We start from the raw sequence: 17,641 nt of genomic DNA on the forward strand, positions 1-17,641 counted from the left end.
ATCGTTGCAGCAAGACGGTGGATTAGATAGATTGCCTTTCCGGTGAGTCGTTCCGGCATCTTGACGATGCTATACGTGACGATGTTGTAACGAAGGTGAATGAAGCAAAGCACATAATCAAATACGCTTCAAAGGACCTTGCTGATGTGATACTTCAAGCTGTAACAGAACTTTTGTCCAACATCTGAGTCCTTGTGCAAAACGATCTAGGATAAGGAGGGCAGCTTGGATGATTATCCAAAAAATATTTAATAACAATGCGATTATTGCTAGTGACCCGGGTAAACGTGAATTTGTCGTTATGGGTCGTGGGATCGCTTTCAAAAAAAGCGCTGGCGAGCCGGTCGACAAAAGTCTAATTGAAAAAATATTCGTTTTGCAGCAAAAAGAAGCATCGGAGAAGTTCAAGCTGTTGCTGGAAGATGTGCCGCCGGATTACATTTCGGTCTGTTATGACATTATCGAATACGGTAAAAACAATCTGGAAGGCACGCTTAGCGATTACATCTACGTTACGCTAACCGATCATTTGAACAATGCGCTGAAACTGTACGCGGACGGCATTTTTAATACGAATCCGCTCAGTTGGGAAATTCGTCGCTTTTATCCAAAAGAGTACAAGGTGGGCGTCAAAGCGCTGGAGTTTATCGAGTCGACACTTGGCAAAACGTTGCCGCAGGACGAAGCCGCTAATATCGCACTTCATCTGGTCAACGCTGAGCTGAACGGCTCCAGCAGCAAGTTTCATAATGTAGCAGTACAGGCGGAGAAAATTCAGGATATTTTGAGCATTATTAAGTATACGTACAATATCGAACTGGACGAACAATCGATTAGTTACGAACGCTTTATTACGCATCTGAAGTTTTTCTTTCAGCGTCTAATTCAAGCGCAGAAGCGCCCATTGGAAGATGATTTCTTGCTCCAGCAAGTCAAAAGCAAATACCGCCGTGCATACGCTTGTATGCTCAAAATCGAAACGTATTTGGATACCGAATTGTCGGATGAAGAAAAGCTGTATTTGACGATTCATATCCAGCGCATTACAAGCGATACAATCGAATAAAATCATCGGATCGTTACTGGTTATGCAGGCGAAACCAAGCTCAGAATCGTCACGGGTACTGCTCGGGTGGATGTTCTGTTTGGTTTCGCCTTTTTATATGGTTATTCATAAAGGAGGAAGAACGATGAAATACGAACAATTGGCAAAAGACATTATCCAAAATGTTGGCGGCAAAGAAAACGTAAACAGCTTGACGCATTGTATTACGCGTCTGCGCTTTAAATTAAAAGACGAAAGCAAGGCAAACACCGATGTATTAAAAAATATGGACGGGATCGTCACCGTCATCCAAAGTGGCGGGCAGTATCAGGTCGTAATCGGTAACCATGTGCCTGAAGTGTATGCCGATGTGAATACGGTTGCAGGGCTTGGCGGTGAATCATCCACTGCTGCCGATACGTCCGGCGAGAAGATGAGCGTATTCAACCGTTTTATCGATATGATCTCCGGCGTATTTGCACCGCTGCTGGGCGTGCTGGCAGCAACCGGTATGATCAAAGGGGTCAATGCATTGCTCGTATCGCTCGGTTGGCTTGTACCGACTTCCGGTACGTACATCATTTTAAATGCGATCGGTGACTGTATGTTTTACTTTTTCCCGATCTTTCTCGGGTATACGGCTGCGAAGAAGTTCAATCTAAATGTATTTATCGGTATGGGGATCGGGGCGGCACTTGTATATCCAACGCTGACCGCCGTATCGGCAGGGCAGCCGCTGTATACATTGTTTGCAGGTACGCCGTTCCACTCGCCGGTACACATTACGTTTTTGGGAATTCCGGTCATTTTGATGACGTATTCATCTAGCGTTATTCCGATCATTTTGTCCACGTATGTAGGTTCCAAAATTGAAGCTGTTTGCAAACGTGTAATCCCAAGTGTAGTCAGAACGTTTATGGTTCCATTTTGTACGTTGTTGATTACGATTCCGCTCGCCTTTTTGATTATTGGCCCGATTGCGACATGGGCAGGTCAACTGCTCGGTACCGGGTTCCTCGGTTTGTATAACCTTAGCCCGATCGTTGCGGGTTTGCTGCTCGGTGCGTTCTGGCAAGTGTTTGTTATTTTCGGTTTGCATTGGGGCTTTGTGCCGATTGTTATTAACAACTTGACCAACTTGCATTATGATCCAATTTTGGCGGCTACATTTGGCGCCTCGTTTGCACAAACAGGTGTTGTGCTGGCGATTCTGATCAAAGCGAAAAGCAAAAAGCTCAAATCATTGTCGATTCCAGCGTTTATTTCCGGTATTTTCGGCGTAACCGAGCCAGCGATTTACGGGATTACATTACCGCGTAAAAAACCGTTTATTTTGAGCTGTATCGGTGGTGCGGTTGGTGGCGGCATTATCGGCGCGATGGGCACCAAAATTTATATTCTCGGCGGTTTGGGCGTATTCGGTATTCCGTCCTTCATCGGTCCTAATGGCTTTGATCTCGGATTTTATGGGGCGATGATCGGTATGGTCGTCAGCTTTGTGCTCGGCTTTGTGCTTATGTTTTTCACCAAATTGACAGATGATGAGCCGGAAACTGGCAAAATCGCAACACCTACTAATGATGTGCTGGTGAAACAAGAAACGGTATTCAGCCCGATGAAAGGTGATGTGATCGCGCTGTCGCAAGTAAAAGACGAAGCGTTCTCCACCGGCGCACTTGGCAAAGGGATTGCGATCGAACCGATCGAAGGCAAAGTGTATTCTCCGGTCGATGGTGTACTCACATCGCTGTTCTCGTCTGGTCATGCGATCGGCATTACGAGCAATCACGGTGTGGACATTTTGATCCATGTCGGTCAGGATACGGTAAAGCTGAAAGGCAAATATTTTACACCAAAAGTCAAACAAGGCGATACCGTCAAAAAAGGCGATCTGCTGATGGAATTTGATGTAGAAGCGATCAAAGCGGCAGGTTATGTACTGACCACACCTGTCATTATTTCCAACTCCGGTAACTATCTTGATGTGATCGAAACTGGCAAAAAATCGGTTAGCTATCAGGAAGATTTGTTGACGATTGTAATCTAAAGTATAAGATTGGCGCTGTAACGTGTAGATACGGCATATACGCACATTTAGGCACATATGTATCTGTTCGCAACAGTTTTTAAGTGAATTTCCCTTCACTCATCGTGGTGCATGATGCTCTCCCATTATGCACCATGATCATTTTAGAACGATAATGTGCAATGTAGTTTATCGTAGGATAGTCTGGATCGTTTAAGTGAGTTGGACTAGCGTTAAGCAATGGCAAATAATTTATAAACTGTGATTCACAAATATCATATCAAACAGGAGGTTTATGATGATGAACATACCAATCCATGCATTTCCGGCGAATTTCCTCTGGGGTGGCGCAACGGCTGCCAATCAGCTTGAAGGTGGATATAATGAAGACGGCAAAGGGCTTAGTACAGCCGATATGATTACAGCAGGTACACATACAACGCGGCGCCGTATTACATTGGAGTTGGAGCCAGGCGCTAATTATCCAAGTCATGAAGCGATCGATTATTATCATCGGTATGCGGAAGATATTGCGCTATTTGGCGAAATGGGGTTTAAAGTGTTTCGGATGTCGATTGCTTGGTCGCGCATTTTTCCGAATGGGGATGATACGGCGCCGAATGAGGCGGGATTGCAATTTTATGATCGTATTTTTGCCGAGTTGAAAAAGCATCAGATCGAGCCGTTAGTGACGATCAGTCATTATGAAGCACCATTTGCGCTTGCGAAAAAGTACAATGGTTGGACGAATCGCCAGTTGGTAGACTTTTATGTGCGCTATTGTGAGACACTGTTCACACGGTATAAACATACGGTCAAATATTGGCTTACTTTTAACGAGATTAATCTTTTGACATTGCCGTTAGGCGGTTTTTTTGGCGGAGCGATTCCGCCGCAGGAAAGCAGTGAGCTGGGCACGGGAGCAGATGATGTGCAGCAACGTTATCAGGCACTGCATCATCAGTTTGTGGCAAGTGCGAAGGCGGTCAAGCTGGGGCATGAGATCAACCCGGATTTCCGTATCGGTTGTATGATCGCTTATATGTGTTCGTATCCGCTCACCGCGCATCCGGATGATGTGCTGCTGGCGCAGACGAAAGATAATTTGACGAATTTCCTCTGTTCGGATGTACAGGTGCGTGGTCTGTATCCGGGGTTTGCACATCGTTATTTTCAGGAGCAAGGGATCGAGCTTGTGATGGAAGAAGGCGACGAGCAAATGTTGCGTGAAGGTCGTGTCGACTATTACACATGTAGCTATTATTCGTCTACTTGTGTGAGCGCCAATTCGAATCAACAGGAAATCGGTGGCAATCTATCGATGGGATTGAAAAATCCGTATTTGCAAGCAAGCGATTGGGAATGGCAGATCGATCCACAAGGGCTGCGCTGGTCGCTCAATAACATTTATAATCGTTATGGCATTCCGATGATGGTTGTGGAAAATGGGCTTGGTGCTGTCGATACGGTAGAGCCGGATGGAGCGATTCATGATCCATACCGAATCGACTATTTGAAACAGCATATTGAAGCGATGAAAGAAGCGATCGGTGATGGTGTGGAGCTGATCGGTTATACACCGTGGGGCTGTATCGATCTGGTTAGTGCGGGTACAGGCGAGATGAAAAAGCGGTATGGTTTCATTTATGTTGATAAACACAATGATGGACAAGGCACGCTGAATCGCTCGCGTAAAGATAGCTTTTACTGGTATAAACAGGTGATCGCCAGCAATGGTGAGCAGTTGGAACCGTCGCAGGTGGAACAGCTGCATCCATAATAGGAGCGCAAGTAAGCGATCTGTTCTGATTCTATGATTGATCCTATGCTCGATCGTAGATGAGCAACCTGTTTTGGCACTATCATCGATCATAGGTGAGCCATCCAGGAACGTATAGGATCGTAGTTAGCATGGCAGTAAAAGGCGATACGAGCAGCAGGGCGATAACATTAACGTTCCACTTCATCGTATACATTTAAAATATAAATTCAAAACCGGTGAATTGCCTGCTGTCTGTAAAAACGGATCAGGTAGTGAGCCGGTTTTGGTGTATAAAGCAGTTTGTTTCCAGTATAACGAGGCTAAGTACACCGGAGCCTGTTTAACGATAAGGCTGTTATGAATAAGCTTTATTGCCTATGACATAAAATGAACCGACGAATTATATTTTTAGATGCGATATATTGCTACATACTACATGTTTCTGCATACGCTATGTAGTAAAATGTGCACCGGATAGAGGAAGTTTTTGCTACATCGCGCCAAAACCAAGTTGAATTTTAACTTTGATTATGTCTTAAACTATTGATAAATAAGAGATTGAAACAGCCTTGAAATATAGGTGTTTTTAATAAATGTAGTTAACATTGCAGCAATATTTTACGTGTATGGCGTTAATAGATGGGCTGTATGCTGTTCAAGGTGTAATTAATTGAGATCAGGGAGGACATATTTTATATGAAGTTATCCAAATCAAGCATAATCGGACTATCGATTACATTATCCGTATTTACCGGTACGATCGGGGGCAGCTACGCAAGTGCAGCAGCGGTTCCAGCATCGATCACACCGGTGAAGCCAGAGTGGGGCTATGTGATCGATACATATAAAAACAATACGAAAGATCATCTCACCCCTGAATCTAATCCAATTATCGGTACATTGTCAGGCTTTAACAAGCTGTGGACACCAGGTAAAACATGGGATTCCGGTACGATGCTAAACCCGAAGCTGCTGAATGAAAATATCGAGAAAGTGATCCAAATCGCTCACAAGCGGACAGCCGAGCAAGAGCAGCGCGCCTATCTGGATGATCGTCGCAATCAGAGCTACAGCATTATGGACGGTATGGGCAAACTAACCGATCTTTACCGTAAAGAGGCGGGGGCGACGACAACGATTACCGAAGTTCCTGCTGATGCGACGACCCAAAAACATGAAGATGAAGGCAACGATGCCGGCGATCCAAATTCCAAGCTGGGCAATGTCGTTAGCCTGGTCAAAAAACTGCGCGGCGATTATTCGTCCAGCAATCCGTCCAAAATGTATTTTGGCTATAAACGTCCATTCCGTTGGAGTACGGAAGCTTCGGTCATTCCAACACTGGTGCCGCAAATTAAGTCCGATCCGAGCACAGACGGCGGTTTTCCAAGCGGGCATACGAATGCAGCGTATTTGTCCGCGATTGCGATGGCATATGCGTATCCAGAGCGTTATCAAGAGCTGCTGACCCGTGCCTCCGAGTTGGGCAATGATCGCATCGTAGCGGGTATGCATTCCCCGTTTGATGTAATCGGTGGGCGGATGATGGCGACTGCGCTATCTGCGGCTATTTTGAATGATCCGGACAATAAGCAGTTGAAGCAGGCGGCATATACGCAGGCACAGCAGGTACTTGCTGATCAACAGGGCACAGGAACCGACCGTTTTGCCAATTATGTCTCTAATAAACAAGCATACAATGAGCGTTTAACCTACGGTTTCCCGCAAGTGTCTGCGACAGACAAGCCAGTAGCAGTGCCTAAAGGTGCCGAAGTATTGCTGGAAACACGTCTGCCATATTTGAGTGATGCACAGCGTCGCTCGGTACTGGCAACAACCGGTTTGGCATCCGGTTATCCGGTGTTGGATGATCCGGAAGGTTGGGGCAGATTGAATCTGTTTGCGGCAGCAGATGGATTTGGTGCTTTTCCGAATGATGTAATCGTTACGATGGATGCTGCCAAAGGCGGTTTTAATCGTCAAGATACGTGGCGCAACCGTATTTCCGGTAAAGGCGGTCTGACCAAACAGGGGAGCGGTACACTGCAACTGGCAGGCAAAAATAGCTATACTGGCGCAACGATTGTGGATGCAGGTACGCTGGAAGCCAAAAACGGTTATGCATTTGGACGTGGTAATGTGTCCAATGCAGGCGGCGTACTGTCCGAGCAAATCAACGGCTGGCTCGTTATCGGTGGTAATTACAAACAATCGCCTAAAGCTACACTAGAGCTGAACATCGGCAGCAAAGCGGATTTGCTTAAAATTGACGGTACCGCTATGTACGGTGGCAAGCTACAGCTGAATTTTACGAATAGTTATATTCCTGCTAACGGCAGCAAAATTATAATTAGCGCACCAACAGCTAAACACGGTCAATTCGCCTCCGTCCAAGTAACCGGTCTGCCTAAAGGTTATAGTGTGAAGCCGGTCTACAGTAATACAAGCGTGAAGCTGCAAGTCGTATCCAAATAATTTGAATGTTGTTATTGCGAATGATACGGATCGTTTGCCTAAAGCCTAATAAATGATTCATTTCATCGGCTAAGCTCGATACTATGCGATGTATATGTGCTGATGGTTGCCAACAAACCGAATAAACGATGGAATTGATCCCCCTTCCAGCCTCGGGAAATTATGCTGGACAGGGGGGTTTTTATCGATAAATGGCTAGTAAAATGGATGGAATATGATCATACTGAGTGTAAGTGGGACACATAATGAGCATGGAGTGTGCTGCTGCTTACATCAAAAGGAGGATTCTAATGTCTTATAAATATGTGCAATACGAGCTTACGTGCGGCAATGGAACATATGCCAATGAAAGTCTGAATGCTTCATTATTTCAGGAGCTGATTAGCGAGCTGGAACTGTATGATTTTATCGTGTTGGAGCCGTCCGTTCCGCTTGAAGGCAGTCTGTATTTGCAAGCGACAACGCTTGAGGAAGCAACTGCACGTAGACCACAGATCATAGTGGAGATTCGTGTGCAGCAAAAGCAAGATTTGCACCCATTCCGGCATTATCGGCTAATGACGGAGCATAATGAGCGAGTATTGCGCTTGTTTTTAGAGTATTGGGGAGAGCAACGTTTGCCAGATGTGGAGCTTGACGGTTGGCAAGAAGTGACAGACGAGTTCTAGAGGATATGCTTTGAAAACGAGTGCTTGCTTAGTTAATGGAATGGAGCGGATGGACTGACGGCGGTTACACGTCGGCATTAATAAGTTGTATACAAAAATATTTTCGGAAACTATCTGTAATCTATTGACATTATACGTAGATGCGGTATAATAGTCAAAGAAAGTCAAAGTCAGAAAGAGTTGATCAAATATCAAATTGACCTTTTCTGACTATAGTAGTTTAAGTTTATAGTTATGTAAGTTTATCGCATTTTAAGCGATTGTATTCCAAGTCGCAGCTTGTTGTATGCTGTGCCCGCTGATTTGGGTTTACATGATCAGTGGTATGCTGTTCGTTCCAATTCGAATGTAGTGCTGAATCTTTTCCGTAGCAGATACGGAATTTTATTAATGAAAGGGGTAATGATTCATGCGTTGTCAACATTGTCATCAAAACGAAGCAACTGTTGGAGTTCAATTTACAGTTAATCATAAATCGGAAAAAATGTTTCTCTGTCAAGATTGTTATGCCAAACTGAATAGCGGTGTTCCTTTTAATACAGGCTTTGGTTCGTCCGGTCAAGGCAAGTCACCGTTGGATGAGTTTTTTAAAGGTTTTATGCAATCGCCGTCAGCACATGCTAACGGTGCTGCAAGTCAGCCCGCGGCTGGCACGCGCACACAAACCCGTCGCGGCGGAGGCGGTATACTTGATCAGCTTGGTCGCAATCTGAATGATGCGGCGCGCGAAGGTCGAATCGATACGGTGATCGGGCGCGATGAAGAAATCGAACGTACGATTGAAATTATTAATCGCCGTAACAAAAACAATCCGGTATTGATCGGTGAACCAGGTGTTGGTAAAACAGCTATTGCCGAAGGGTTAGCATTGCGCATTATCGAAGGCAAAGTGCCATCCAAGTTGCTGCACAAAGAAGTGTATTCGCTCGATGTCGCTTCACTCGTAGCTGGCACCGGTATTCGCGGACAATTTGAGGAAAAAGTCAAACAACTGATCGCCGAACTGGAACAACGTAACAATGTGCTGTTGTTCATCGATGAGATTCATCTGCTCGTTGGTGCCGGTTCTGCCGAAGGTTCGATGGATGCGGGCAATATGCTGAAACCTGTACTCGCCCGTGGCGATTTGCAGGTGATCGGTGCCACAACATTGAAAGAATATCGTCAAATTGAAAAAGATGCTGCACTAGAGCGTCGTTTCCAGCCGGTCATGGTCGATGAGCCAACCGTAGAAGAAACGGTGGCGATTTTGAACGGGCTGCGTCCTAAATATGAGCAATACCACGGTGTACGTTATGCGGACGAGGCGATCGCTGCTTGTGTACAACTGTCCCATCGTTATATTCAAGACCGCTTTTTGCCAGACAAAGCGATCGATCTGCTCGATGAAGCAGGTGCCAAGCTGAATTTGGCGGCTTCAGCGAATGATGACAGCCAGCTGCGTAGTCGCTTAGAGCAAGTGCGTGCAGCCAAAGAACAGGCGACCGCTGCCGAGCAATATGAACGTGCTGCCGAGCTGCGTGATGAGGAAGCTATTTTGCTGGAAAGCTTAAGCAAAGGGATTAGTGCCAGCGCACCGTCTGAAGTGCTTGTGCAACATATTCAGCAAATCGTAGAACGCAAAACCGGCATTCCAGTCGGCAAGCTGCAACAAGATGAACAAAACAAAATGAAAAATCTGGCAGCTCGTCTGGAAGGCAAAGTGATCGGTCAGCAGGAAGCGGTCGAAAAAGTCGCCAAAGCGATTCGTCGCAGCCGTGCCGGGTTAAAACAGCAACACAAACCGATCGCCTCATTCCTGTTTGTCGGCCCAACTGGGGTCGGTAAAACCGAACTGTCCAAATCACTTGCCGAAGAACTGTTCGGTCAAAAAGATGCGATGATTCGACTCGATATGAGTGAATATATGGAGAAACATGCCGTGTCCAAGCTGATCGGTTCGCCTCCAGGTTATGTCGGTCATGACGAAGCCGGTCAATTGACCGAGCGTGTACGCCGCAATCCGTACAGCATTATTTTGCTTGATGAGATTGAAAAAGCGCATCCTGATGTGCAAAATATGTTTTTGCAAGTGCTGGATGACGGACGTTTGACCGACAGCCAAGGGCGTACGGTAAGTTTCAAAGATACCGTAATCATTATGACATCGAATGCAGGTATCGTAGATAAAAAGATGACGGTCGGTTTCTCGGCACCAAAAGCCGATCAAACCCGTTCATTGCTCGATTCGCTGGGCGCTTATTTCCGCCCGGAATTTCTGAATCGATTTGATGCGATCATTCCGTTTGCTTCACTGAAACAAGATGATCTCGTCCAGATCGTTGATCATATGCTGGATGACATTGAGTCCACATTGAGTGAACAGGGCATTGTGCTGCATGTGTCGGATGAAGCGAAGCAAAAGCTGTCCCAGCTTGGCTACAATCCTGACTTTGGCGCCCGTCCGTTACGCCGCGTAATCCAGCAATATGTGGAAGACGGCATTACCGATCTGGTGCTCGATGATGAGCAGGTGCAAAGCATTCAGGTTGAAGTACAAGACGATATGATCCAGGTCGTCAAAGCTAGTTAATGCCGGCGCTGACGAGCAGGAAGGCAGCTTACTGCTATTACAGCATGGCAATTTGATTGAGCGGTGAGCAGGGTGAATACTGGATAATTGCTGTAAATAAACAATTTGAAATAGGAAAAGCACCGCCCCCTCCCGGCGTGTGAATAGCGGATATGCCAGTTGGCAATATGCTATCATGCACAAGCAGGAGCGATGGAGCGGTGCTTTTTGATCGTGTGTTGTCATGCTTTTGGTTGTGTTTCGTTAAGCTGTCATTTGGCTGTCAGCCGTATCGTGTATACGGTTATGCCAATGATTAATGGTGTATTTCCACTGAATTAATATCTTCACGTCCGTTATGTTGTACTTCGTCCGGCAAGTACAAATTATGCCCTGGCTGTTTGTTCTCCCAATAGATGGAAGCGTACAAACGCTGTGGGCTAACGAGCGGCGAGCCGCCATTAATGCGTGGGATGGCGAGCGGATTGTCATTACGGGATGCTAAACCGAGCGTCGTCGTAAACGCATATTTAATACCTTCATCTTTGGCAATTTGCTGCACTTCAGGTGTGTACAAACCGTACGGATACGCAAACGAATCGATCGGATGCGCATTTAGCGTTTTTAACTGATCGATACAGGTGGACAGATCGGTACTGATACGTGCTAAATATTCGCCTGGCGATTCTTTGGTGCCATGTTTGACGAGCGGTGCAGTTAGCGCATCGGTTGTGGCGCTCGTTTTGTAATGTAGATGATTCGTATGCACTTGCACTTCCGTATTAGGATCAGCGGCGATCATACTTTTGATTTCCTGCCGTGTCATATGCGGTGTATAAACAAGCGCCCCTTTGCTAAAGTCACCGGTAATGACAAAGCTGACGCCGGAAATGCCACGCTCTTTCATAATCGGATAAGCGGTTGTATAAAAGTTTTCGTAACCATCGTCAAATGTGACCAGTACGGCATTTTCCGGCACTGAGCCACTTTTCATAAAGGAACGGAATTGCTGCAATGTAATGAAATTCATCCCTTTGGAACGAAGAAAATCAAGCTGAGCGGCAAACTGATCCGGCGTAATAATATCGCCGCCTTTTTCCGTCGGACTCATATCGTGATACATCAATACCGCTACATGGTCGTCATACAACTTTGTTTTTGGAACGTGGTTAAATTGCTCTACCGGAGGCAGCTCGCTTTCCGATAGTGTTGCTGGCGTAGCGGATGTATGGTTACTAGAGTGATGTGATTCCGCTTCTGTGCGAGTTTCTGTACCAAGCACTCTTTCTAGAGGACCATTGTCCAAATAGAGGGCGAGTAGAACAGCGGCTGCGCCAACGAGAAATGCGCCTAAAGTGAGTAAAATTGTTTTAAACCATACCATGATCGAATTCCCCTTTGATCTCTGTAATAGGACAGTTTCTTAAATGTATATCGGCTAGGTGATAGGTAGAGATTAGGGGGGAATTCAATTTTGTTAGCTGTTTTAAACTAAGTTTGTCTCATTGTACATATTTTTGTCGATTGTCGTCTACGTTATGTCTGCGGCAGGGAATGCGGCTGATACGTAACCTCAACGTCAATATGGCGACCAGCTGCAAAATCAAACAGCCCCAGATCGGTCAGCTTCAGCGTCGGGATTACTGGCAAGGCTAGAAAAGACAACATTAGAAATGGATCATAATGCTGTGCGGCTCCGATTTGCCGCAATGCTTCACGCAGCCCTGCCAGCTGCATATACACTTGCTCATACGGAAGCTGGGACAGCAAACCGCCAATCGATAGCGGTAATGAAGCGAGCACTTGATCTCCATCAATGACCGCCAGCCCGCCACCAAGCTCGGTCACATGACGAATCGCTAGCAATAGTTCTTCATCCGATGCTCCTGCGGCGATCAGATTATGCGAATCATGCGCAACGGTCGATACGATCGCACCGCGTTGCAGCTCAAAGCCTTTTACAATCGCCCGCCCGATATGCCCTGTCGCGCGATGCCGCTCCGCCACAATCAGCTTGAGCAAATCGCGTTCGATCGATGGAGCAAACTGCCCGGCGACGATATCCACTCGTTCCTGTGTATGACGAGTAACGATCGAATTAGGAATAATTTCGATAATATTGCATAACTCGGAATGGAGTGGCAACGCGAGATCATGTTCATGCATAGCAGCCATATGGCAGCGCGACAATGCCGATGTATCGGTTTCACGATCCGAAGCTACCGCTGGAAAAGCGGATGGTTGTAATTGGTGATTGGTCACGACCGGTTGACCATTTTTATACACGCTGTGTATCGTTAACTGTTCCAGATCGTCCAGCAGTACCAGATCAGCAATATACCCCGGCGCAATCGCACCGCGATCACGCAAACCAAAACATTCGGCAGTGTTGAGTGTTGCCATCTGAATCGCGGTGACTGGCGGCAAGCCATGACGAATCGCCAGTCGCACATTATGGTCGACACTGCCTTCGTCAAGCAGATCGTCGGTCAATTTATCATCGGTCACAAATATACAACGGCGTGCATTGTACGGTGTGACAGCTGGCAAAATCGCTTCCAAATCTTTGGTCGCTGTGCCTTCGCGGATCATCACATACATACCGAGTGCAAGCCGCTGTTTGGCTTCCTCGGCGTTAATACATTCATGATCGGTACGAATACCTGCTGCCGCATACACACCGATTCCATCGGCTGCAATCCCGGCGGCATGTCCATCGATCCGTTTGCCATGTGTATGAGCGGATACAAGTTTGTCGACCATGCCCGGCTCCGCCTGCGACAATGCGCCATAATCCATCACTTCCGCTAACCCAAGCACACGCGGATGATCGTAAAAAGGTTCCAAATCCGCTGCTGTCAAACGAGCGGCACAGCTTTCAAATGAAGTGGCAGGCACACAAGATGGCAGCATAATAAATTGATCCATCGGCAAACCTTCGGATTGCTCCAGCATATAACGAATGCCGGCGGCTCCGGCAACACTGCCGATCTCATGCGGATCGGTAATGACACTCGTCACCCCATGCTGCAAAACGACTTTGGCAAACTCGCGCGGCGACAACAGCGAGCTTTCAATATGCACATGACCATCGATCAAACCGGGGATCATCCATTTGCCGCTAGCATCGATCACTTCGGTGCCTGTATAGCTACCGATCCCGGCGATCACACCATCGACTATTGCGATATCAGCTTCTGTAATTTCTCCACTAAACACATTGACGATTTTGCTGCCACGAATTACGAGATCAGCGGGACGGGTATGAGCGGATACTTCGATTCGGCGCGTTAAAGCAGCTTGATTCCATTGCATGGCAAACACTCCTCTGACAGAAATAGTTTGTCCGGCTGTCATGTATGATGACCGGTGAGCGGGAATGGCGCTTCATTAATAATGGTAGAACGGTATTGGCACAGTGATCATGAATGACTTCAACGAGAGCTGTGCGGGGTTAGCTTACCGTGAATACAAAAATCCCGATCACAAAAAAATGCATGACAGCAACAGACAGCATTTTTTCGTAATCAGGATTTTACGGTTCCTGGTAGAAACCCCCGGCCCATATTATCGGGGTTATACGAAAGACAATTATGAAATAAATTAGCATTATTTTAGAGGAAACCGTCGTGCTTGGCAAGAGGGAAGTTATTTTTTATTACATTAAAAGGCGGCATGTTCGTACGAAGCTACAAATTCATGTTTTAGTTTTGGATGATATGACAATAAAATTAACATTGGCTATCGAAATTAAAATAAGTTTCGTTATAATAGGAATAATTCATAACGAGGAAATATAGACTGGAAATAAATGATTACTGGCTGGATAATTACAGAATTAGGTTGAAATCAGCATGAAACCAACTATTTGCAGCTTGATTCAAACCGAATTAAGCAGCGGATGAAGTAGTGAATCAAGTGACGATGGAGTGAATTTCGCGTTTAAACAGGCGCAGCTAATAACCGAGCATAGGCGATGATAACGCCGCTTTATGTCACTTAGTTTAACATTACAAAATAAAAATCTTATCAACAAAGCAACGATGAGCGGAATCTACTACAGCTGATATAAGCGAAAGGTATGAGGGATATGAGTCTGGAAGCATTGAATGCACGCGTGGAACAGGATTTGGCTTATCTCGCTTACGGAGGAGCAGACTGGGTACGTCCGATGGAGCACCCGGAAGGGCATGTGTACGATGTAGTCATTGTCGGCGGTGGACAAAGTGGGCTTGCCGCTGCGTTTGGGCTACTGCGTGAACGTATTTCGAATATTTTGGTACTGGATGAAAATGCTGAAGGTATGGAAGGACCGTGGGAAACGTATGCGCGCATGGTTACGCTACGTACACCTAAACATTTGACATCGGTTGATCTGGGTATCCCGTCATTGACGTTTCGCTCATGGTGGGAAGCGCAGACTGGGCAAGCAGGCTGGGCGCAAGTCGATAAAATTCCGCGTGGAGATTGGATGAATTATTTGCGTTGGTATCGCCGTGTGCTGCATCTGCCAGTCATCAATGAAGTGAAGCTGGAACTGATCGAGCCGCTGGATGAAGGCATTCACCGTCTGCATATTGCTGGTGCAGGCGCACCGGCAACGTCATTGTTAACACGTAAAGTGGTGCTGGCGACCGGTATTCAAGGCGGCGGTGAATGGCATGTACCACCGCTGATCGCTGAGCGGCTGCCTGCTCATCTGTATGCTCATACGTCGCAAGCGATTGATTTTGATCAATTAACAGGGAAAAAGATCGCTGTGCTAGGTGGCGGTGCGTCGGCGTTTGATAATGCCAATTATGCGTTGACCGAAGGTGTGGCGGAAGCGCATGTGTTTGTACGGCGTGAAGTGTTGCCAAGTGTGAATCCGATTCGGCAAATGGAAGTGTCCGGTATGATCGAACGTTTTCATGCGCTGGACGATCGTGATAAATATGCAGCGATTTCGCATTTTTTCAAATTTAATCAGCCGCCGACAAATGATACGTTTGAGCGTGCAGCTGCTTGGGACGGATTTCAGCTACATCTTGGCTCGCCGTGGCTAAATGTAGAGCAACATGGCGAAGGAGCGATCGTGACGACGCCGAAAGGGCAGTTTTATTTTGACTTTTTGATCGTCAGTACAGGGCTGCTTAGTGATCCGGGTTTGCGTCCCGAGCTAAAGCTAGTTGCCGACCATATCGCACGCTGGCGTGATCGTTATACTGCGCCTGCCGAGATCGCGAATGAATTGCTGGATGCACATCCGTACTTAAGTTCTGGCTTTGCTTTTCAAAGTCGTAGTGAACAAGGGGAGCAACTGCTGCACGGTCTGTTTGTCTTTAATTATTCGGCACTGGCAAGCTGCGGCTTATCCGCTTCAGCAATTTCCGGTACGAAAAATGCGGTGCCCAAGCTTGTGACCGCGATTGCCGATCAATTGTTTCTGGACGATAAGCAGGAGATTTTAAGCCGTTTCCTCGCTTATGATGAGCCGGAATTTGTCGGGCGTTGGCCGAAGGTCGTAACGAGCTGAGTCGGGAGCACATTTGGCATAAGCGCACGCAATTGGGATAGCAAAGCGCGCATGATGTGAACGCTGTAGTTGTGATGCTGCATTTGTAGGGATGAACCGTATAATTTATCCCAAATGCACTGTAGTGGACATTATGATAGCAAACGCGCTGTCTAACATATAGCGCGTCTACATTTCATTCCCTGCTCGACTGCAACGACTGTTACCGCATAGTTCCAAATGTAGTTATGTCAAACGTAATCTTTAGCCAAACGTCCAGCTCATCATAGTTGTAATTATAAGCAAGGTTTTCTCGCTCTGCTATTCGGTGCAGGTGAGAAGACCTTGTTTGTTTTGTTGATCAGTGGCGCTGCTGCGCAGCTTGTACGCATACATTCACACTTACAGCGCATAGTAATGATCCTGTTGATTTAATATACGAGTCGTATACGATCCGCCTAGTCCAGTAATCTAGCCAAGTATCAAGTATAGGGATATCATTTGCAAATAGTATCTGGATCACTTTGCCGTTTCAGGGGATAAATTATTAGCACGGAAAAGTGGTGATTGGACAAAGAGATAGTTTGCTTTATGCCAGCAATAGTGCCGCCAATTTCGTCAATTGTGGATGCTCACGGATAGCATGAGCGACAAGTGCGGCAATTCGTTGGGCGCCAGCGGCTGAGAAATGCGTATTATCGCTAATGCCCTCCGGGTAGTTCGGATGTGCACCAGCGTGCAAATGCATAAACAGCGCTGCCGAATCGGCTTCGCCCAGCTCGCGGTACAGCTGCTGACTATGCTGAAACAGATCGATAAGCGGTGTATCGGTGTCTGTCGCCACTTGGCGCATCGCCGCTGGATACGAGCCGAGTGCAGCGGGATCAAGCTGCCCATTGGCTAGAAACAGACGGCGGCTGACTGATGTGAGCAGTACCGGATTTGCAGCGCGCGCACGCGTCGTATCGATATATTGCCGCAAAAAGCGACGATAATCATGCTCAGGATCGGCATAACGGGCAATGTCTTCCACTTTGCTATCATTATGCCCAAATTGGATAAATACATAATCGCCTGCGTGCAGCTGATCCGCAATATAGTGCAGTCTTCCTTCGGCAATAAAAGAACGTGTGCTGCGTCCGTTCACCGCATGATTGTGAATGGCGATACTTGGACGCATATAACTGCCCAAATATTCGCCCCAGCCGCTCATCGGTTTCTCGGTAGCGCCTTTGGTAGCGGCGGTGGAATCACCAGCGATATAGATTGCAGGTCGTATCGCCTCTATGTCGGTTGACTCGGTTAGGTGGGCATCTGTATGCACAGTATGTACATGCTCGGCAAGCCGCTTTGGTAGTGTATCCGTATTCGATTCATTGCCGCTAACAGCAGTTGGTGCATGACGATTGTCGTCCATATTAGTTTTAAGATGAGGCGGAATATGCAAAAGTGACATAAACGATAGCTCCTTTGCCGGATCATAGTAAGCGAATCTAAAATGCCGCGGATGCCAAAACTAGTTTCACTAAAGAAATCCTTAACATCCCTAATCTGAAAAGGGTATAATAGTTCTTGTCCATCGCGATCGACTCACTCATAATAAAGAAAACAATGTATAGG

General features: G+C 46.6%; 10 protein-coding genes and 1 riboswitch. Of the genes, 7 read left to right on the forward strand and 3 right to left on the reverse strand.

The genetic code is table 11. The features are described from left to right. Positions 1-229: 229 nt before the first annotated feature. The 6 genes from licT to U1I11_RS02330 all read left to right on the forward strand — a co-directional run bounded on the left by licT (position 230) and on the right by U1I11_RS02330 (position 10,548). On the forward strand, positions 230-1,066 hold the full coding sequence (licT, locus tag U1I11_RS02305) for a BglG family transcription antiterminator LicT (RefSeq protein WP_322903457.1): 837 nt from the start codon (positions 230-232) through the stop codon (positions 1,064-1,066). 124 nt (positions 1,067-1,190) lie between these two features. Further along, entirely contained in the window at positions 1,191-3,092 is a 1,902-nt protein-coding gene (locus tag U1I11_RS02310; RefSeq protein WP_322903459.1) for a beta-glucoside-specific PTS transporter subunit IIABC, read from the forward strand. Between the two features lie 277 nt (positions 3,093-3,369). Further along, the gene (locus U1I11_RS02315) at positions 3,370-4,851 is read left to right on the forward strand and encodes a glycoside hydrolase family 1 protein (RefSeq protein WP_322904465.1); all 1,482 of its coding nucleotides are present in this window, start codon (positions 3,370-3,372) and stop codon (positions 4,849-4,851) included. 678 nt (positions 4,852-5,529) lie between these two features. Next, positions 5,530-7,308: an acid phosphatase gene (locus U1I11_RS02320; RefSeq protein WP_322903461.1), complete on the forward strand. Its 1,779-nt coding sequence runs from the start codon at positions 5,530-5,532 to the stop codon at positions 7,306-7,308. A gap of 290 nt (positions 7,309-7,598) precedes the next feature. Next, positions 7,599-7,976, forward strand: coding sequence for a hypothetical protein (locus U1I11_RS02325; protein WP_322903462.1), 378 nt, complete (start codon positions 7,599-7,601; stop codon positions 7,974-7,976). Between the two features lie 409 nt (positions 7,977-8,385). Further along, complete coding sequence (locus U1I11_RS02330) at positions 8,386-10,548, forward strand: ATP-dependent Clp protease ATP-binding subunit (RefSeq protein WP_322903463.1); 2,163 nt, start codon at positions 8,386-8,388, stop codon at positions 10,546-10,548. A 295-nt stretch (positions 10,549-10,843) separates the two neighbouring features. Here the strand turns inward: U1I11_RS02330 and U1I11_RS02335 are convergent, their stop codons facing one another. Both U1I11_RS02335 and ade read right to left on the reverse strand, forming a co-directional pair. Then, positions 10,844-11,911, reverse strand: a complete 1,068-nt coding sequence (locus U1I11_RS02335; RefSeq protein WP_322903464.1) for a polysaccharide deacetylase family protein — start codon at positions 11,909-11,911, stop codon at positions 10,844-10,846. A 152-nt stretch (positions 11,912-12,063) separates the two neighbouring features. Then, positions 12,064-13,842, reverse strand: coding sequence for an adenine deaminase (gene ade / locus U1I11_RS02340; RefSeq protein ID WP_322903466.1), 1,779 nt, complete (start codon positions 13,840-13,842; stop codon positions 12,064-12,066). Between the two features lie 189 nt (positions 13,843-14,031). Further along, a riboswitch (purine riboswitch) is annotated at positions 14,032-14,131 on the reverse strand. Between the two features lie 486 nt (positions 14,132-14,617). Between ade and U1I11_RS02345 the strand changes: the two genes are divergently transcribed. Continuing rightward, on the forward strand, positions 14,618-16,042 hold the full coding sequence (locus tag U1I11_RS02345; RefSeq protein ID WP_322903468.1) for an NAD(P)/FAD-dependent oxidoreductase: 1,425 nt from the start codon (positions 14,618-14,620) through the stop codon (positions 16,040-16,042). 568 nt (positions 16,043-16,610) lie between these two features. Here the strand turns inward: U1I11_RS02345 and U1I11_RS02350 are convergent. Further along, a complete protein-coding gene (locus U1I11_RS02350) occupies positions 16,611-17,477 on the reverse strand; it encodes a rhamnogalacturonan acetylesterase (RefSeq protein ID WP_322903470.1) in 867 nt (288 codons plus the stop codon). Positions 17,478-17,641: the final 164 nt, after the last annotated feature.

Origin of the sequence: Paenibacillus campi (assembly GCF_034659835.1) — a bacterium.
GTDB classification, from domain to species: Bacteria; Bacillota; Bacilli; order Paenibacillales; family Paenibacillaceae; genus Saccharibacillus; species Saccharibacillus campi.